This window comes from Yersinia sp. 1252 StPb PI (assembly GCF_048593885.1).
Classification (GTDB): domain Bacteria; phylum Pseudomonadota; class Gammaproteobacteria; order Enterobacterales; family Enterobacteriaceae; genus Yersinia; species Yersinia enterocolitica_E.
Map to the genome: position 1 here is coordinate 1 of NZ_JAZGQE010000273.1, position 4,112 is coordinate 4,112.

Sequence of the window (4,112 nt, forward strand, 5' to 3'; positions counted from 1 at the left end):
GAATAAGGTTATTTACAAAATATCAAACTGCAATATTACCAATTAATACTTATCTATTGTTGCATAAAAATCGAAATAAACACTTAACTATCGAGGTAAAAATCATGAGTAACAATAAATTACAACTTCGGCATGGCCGGGTCACTGATCCTCAAACACGAGGCTTGGTAGCAACTGATTTAGGATTGATTGCTGAATGGGAAAATAATGAAATGGAAGGAGGAAAAAACTTCCCTGATTTGACAGGCGGTTCTTTCGCCCCCCCTTACGAAATGGATAGTTGGAGCAACCCACCACCTCCTGATGGCCTTATTCTCAGTGGTGGTCACCGCGGTAATCGAGAGGTGGTGAATTTCACCGATAAAGAAATGCAACACAAGCTACGGTCTATCGGTCACCCTAATGATAACTTTACCTGGCCAACTATCGTGGTTAACCCAGGCAGTGACCTTGATATATATTGGGCCTACACTGTTGCTCATGTTACTCGTGGTTATCGTTGGTTTATTACCAAAGATGATTGGAACCCAGCAGAACGTATTACACGGGCTCAATTAGAGCCAGCACCGTTTTATGAGGATATCTATCCTTATGTTCCTTATTACTCGCACAACGATAAGTTAGTGGCTAAAATCGAGCATAAGGTTCATTTACCTAAAGGTAAAAAAGGCCATCACGTCATTATTCTGGCATGGATTGTTGCAGACTCAGGCAATGCGTTTTATCAAGCATGTGATGTCGACTTTGGTCAATAAATAATTAGGCTTCATCTAATTTAGCCAATCTCACTATGCAGGTGGATAAATTTCACCTGTATTTTTATACGATAGCAATAAATAGAAATCCCGCTATAGTAGTCAGGGAGTTACTCAATTATTAAATAAGGAGTTTTATGTCATCACTTAATCAAACATCTGTCCGCGCTCACAAAGGTGAAACTGATGCAAACTTACCTGGTGAAGATCATCTGATCGCCCATGAAGCTTTGCTTGTCGCGTTAATGGTTGAATGTGCTAATGAGTCAGATAACGATCAGTTCCTGGCCAGTGTCCGAGAGACGCTTAACGGCATCTTACACTCAGCACGTTATCTGGATGCCAGCAAAATAGCCAAAGGCCTGCTCGATGAGGCTGATGATAAAGCCAACCGTTAATCTATAGCCCTCATCATTGAGGGCTTTTTATTGGTTCATCCTCAGGGTCGTGCCGGTTGTTCAACAATGGCAATAACATGATAATCAACCAATTAAAACGACAACATGACCCATTAAGGTCACACGGTGGTATCGCGTCAGGCGATTAACCTGATTACCCGCATATACAGTAGCACTGTCGTCCTTACTACTGATATCTCCCATCTGAGCACCGTATTTTCTGCATCATTGGCTGAAGCATCTACTGGAGCATCGCTATCATGGCGACTGTACAGACCTGTGCTAAAGCAAAGGTGAGGGAAATAATATATTGCATAGAATTGGGTGATCTAGTGACTAAAAAGTCATTTTCGCTCACTCTGTCCATGATTTTTATATGGTTTTACGTTATCGTTATTGTACTTTGCGTATTCGACCTAAAAGATCAATTCGGCAAGGTTTATGAAGCCAAAAAATACAAGGAGGAAGAGTGCTGCTGGATAAATTCTTGCTAGTTGCCATTATGGTTTTATTATCACTTTTTGCCTGGTTGTTTTTCTCACCATACCATATGTATTCAATAGTTTATGAGTTTTTAGAGGTATTTGGTTTTAAAGAGGGATACAACAGTTTAGGCATCACTTCAGCCACGGCAACACCGGAATAAACAGATAAAGAACAGGTGCCACATCGGGCACCTGTCCTATTTATTTCACAGCCAACTTTATTGACTACTGATTTCATTTTGCTCTTTCGGCGGCAGAACTGAATAACTGGCAACTATCGCCGTAAGAATAATAAACAGATGCCCTTCTGAAGAGTCGAGTAAGAAGGAATTAAACAAGTGGCAAGCCAAATAGGCACCAAGTAATGCAATCAGCACATTTCTAACCTGAGCAGATAAACGCCATGCGGAGCGGAAATAGCACCACATCCATCCCAGGAATAAGGCTAACCCGATCAATCCCGACTGAACTGTCTGCATCAGATATTCATTATGTGGATTGATGCTATAACCAATTTGCGGATTCGGATACCAAAAACCCCCGGCCCCATGCCCCAATACCGGCGCATCCTCAATCAACTTCACTGAGGCGAGCATAAATGCGGTACGTAGCCCCATCGAGCTGTCACAGGAAACATTAGCATCACCATTCGAGACGGCCAGACAGGTTTTAACCTCAGTAACGCCCTGCTGCAACCGATCTACCGCCCGGTTAGGCACCATAAGTACAATGGCCGCGACGATAAATGCGCAAACGGCCATCGCCAAGCGTTGGCGGATTGACAGTGACAGTAACCCCCACAGGCCAAATGCCGCGGCCAATGCAACATAGCCGGTGCGGCCTTGCACCATAAACACAATGTTATAGATAGCCAAACACACCAACAGACCATAACCCCAACGCTTCCATCCTTGGCTTCTAAAAGCCAGAGCAAGCCAGATAACGGCAGCCAGAGCCATAAAGAAATTATGTGTGATTTGCAGTTTAAACACAGAGGGATTCAGTGGATCAATATGCCCCAACGGCAGATGGAGAAGGCCAACCCACAGGCTGGCTGCCAGGATAACGGCATTTGCCAGTAAAAAACCTTTGGCAAAATAGCCAGCCAATGAACGTGACAGCACAAAGAACATCGCTAACGGTAAGATATACAGTAATTTGGAGTACTTGCTGACCATCACTTTGCCGTATAGGTTATGCTGCCAGAGCAACGACAGTGCCAGCAGCATGAACATAATGGCAGGCAACCAAATCAACGGATTCTTTGCCAACGTTTTCACATAGCGAGTATCGCGGTTCAGCAGCAAACAGATGACAGCTAACACCATCGACAAATTCATTATGAAATTAGAAGTGGGTAGACCAATACCTAACAGGAATGCCGTAGCACAGGAAAACATGCCAACATATCGATGCACTGGCGCAGAGCCGGGCAAAGAAGTAGAAACCGGAGAAATCATAAGTCACTCACTTCGAATTGATAATCAGTTGAGGCTATCAGATACCTTTTCGCAAAGGATAGCAGCCCCAATTTACGCCATAACCAACCATCAGATAACCGCTAGCTATGGCAATATTTGTGGTGAGTGCCGTTATGCTGCCAGTGGTCTAAACAAGTAACGGAACCACCATAATGGTCGCCACCAAAGCTTGCGTTCAGGCACCGTCGGCACACGTGAATGCACTTTTTTAATTTCCCAGTTAAAGTTAAGGAATATTCGGCTATGGCCATATTCTGCACCAAACCGTGCAATTTCACTCTTCTTCCGGTCATCAATCGGGGCGTTATGAGTCAAATCACGATCCAGAGAATGGTAGCTTTTCTTCCTATCTACATTACGCTCAATGCATCGGTACTGCTTAGGCAGATAACGTGGTGTGCTACCATGATCTTTATGGAACTTCACAAACCGATAATCCTCCGAGCCATAATGGCCAGCGAACTCTTCATCATACCCATACAACCTAAAGAACCGTGCTCTGGACATGAAGAACAGGTTAGGATGGCCACGATAGGCTTTACCTGTTTTTTCATCTGTGCGGTAGATACGATACAGGGAACGGCCAGGGTTACGGGCATTCACCAAATAACGCAGGGTTTCTGCCGGCAGCAAGCAATCTAAATCAGTAATGATAATCTTGTCTGACTTCGCGTATGTCACCCCCAGATTCCGAGAGCCAGCCTGATTCCACTGAATATCAGTGGTTATTCTTAACCACGTGAAATTCAAATCATAATCTTTTACGTCATACTCTAATGGCGAGCAATCATCGACGATGACAAACTCCACTGCATCTTTAATATCATCAGGGTAAGATTCATATTCCTTCAACAAAGATTCAACAGAATCCATATTTCCCTGATTGCAGTAAAAATGAGTTACATAAGTCAGTTTGATATGCTGCTTATCTAACGGATGCCGTGCTTTAACAATTTCTACATCCTTTGTCACAATGTAAACCTCTGTTTTAAG

Annotated in this window: 5 protein-coding genes; 3 read left to right on the forward strand and 2 right to left on the reverse strand. The window is 43.5% G+C overall.

Annotation, left to right across the window (positions count from 1 at the left end):
• From V2A85_RS22390 to V2A85_RS22400, 3 genes are all read left to right on the forward strand, one after another.
• A partial coding sequence (locus V2A85_RS22390; RefSeq protein WP_420072406.1) for a lytic polysaccharide monooxygenase auxiliary activity family 9 protein occupies positions 1-755 on the forward strand: 755 nt, incomplete at its 5' end.
• 137 nt (positions 756-892) lie between these two features.
• A complete protein-coding gene (locus V2A85_RS22395) occupies positions 893-1,153 on the forward strand; it encodes a hypothetical protein (protein ID WP_372559240.1) in 261 nt (86 codons plus the stop codon).
• 469 nt (positions 1,154-1,622) lie between these two features.
• A complete protein-coding gene (locus tag V2A85_RS22400; protein WP_372559241.1) occupies positions 1,623-1,799 on the forward strand; it encodes a hypothetical protein in 177 nt (58 codons plus the stop codon).
• A 57-nt stretch (positions 1,800-1,856) separates the two neighbouring features.
• Here V2A85_RS22400 and V2A85_RS22405 read toward each other — a convergent pair whose 3' ends face one another.
• Together V2A85_RS22405 and V2A85_RS22410 are read right to left on the reverse strand one after the other, a co-directional pair.
• Positions 1,857-3,098, reverse strand: a complete 1,242-nt coding sequence (locus V2A85_RS22405) for an O-antigen ligase family protein (RefSeq protein ID WP_420072407.1) — start codon at positions 3,096-3,098, stop codon at positions 1,857-1,859.
• A gap of 132 nt (positions 3,099-3,230) precedes the next feature.
• Positions 3,231-4,091 (reverse strand): glycosyltransferase family A protein, encoded by an 861-nt coding sequence (locus V2A85_RS22410; RefSeq protein ID WP_420072408.1) that lies wholly within the window; start codon positions 4,089-4,091, stop codon positions 3,231-3,233.
• Positions 4,092-4,112: the final 21 nt, after the last annotated feature.

Excerpts from the sequence above, each read along its gene's own strand:
- V2A85_RS22405 (WP_420072407.1), bottom strand. The coding sequence starts at position 3,098 with ATGATTTCTCCGGTTTCTACTTCTTTGCCCGGCTCTGCGCCAGTGCAT.
- V2A85_RS22395 (WP_372559240.1), top strand. The coding sequence starts at position 893 with ATGTCATCACTTAATCAAACATCTGTCCGCGCTCACAAAGGTGAAACT.